We start from the raw sequence: 479 nt of genomic DNA, 5'->3' as shown, positions 1-479 counted from the left end.
CCAAAAAGCGCTCCCCTTCCCACTTAAAGAAAGAAGCAAATTCGGAATAATAAATATCTAATAATAAAAAATAAATTTCTTTGATACCCCAAATTCCTTAAAATTCAAAACAATAAATTACTTAAAATATCTGATAAAACTTAGGAAAAGTCGAAACATAAAAGAATTTTAAAGCAATAATTACCAAGATGAATTAATTGAGATGAAACAGCAAATTTAATCTTTTTTAAATGATCCAAATTTATAATCAAATTTCTTTTTATATAAACTTTGAAATAATAAAAATTTATAATTCTTTTTATGAATTTAAAATTAAAGAAATATATTTTCTAGTGAGTTTTAAATTTTTAGATAAATTTTTTCTTTTAAGTGGGAAGGGGAGCGCTTTTTTGGCAGCCGCTACCCCTTCCCCCTTAACAACCCCTAACCCCCTGGAAAAGCCTTTCAATGGGTGGCTTACGCCACGGATTTTATAGGGG

Annotated in this window: 1 protein-coding gene; it reads right to left on the bottom strand. The window is 28.0% G+C overall.

From position 1 onward, the window contains the following. Nucleotides 1-298: 298 nt before the first annotated feature. On the bottom strand, nt 299-479 hold a 181-nt coding region (locus CCAL9328_RS10945; RefSeq protein ID WP_211436858.1), incomplete at its 5' end, for a hypothetical protein.

This window comes from Campylobacter sp. RM9328 (assembly GCF_012978615.1).
The sequence above is the reverse complement of the archived record's forward strand: the minus strand, read 5'-3'. Positions and strand labels throughout refer to the sequence as shown.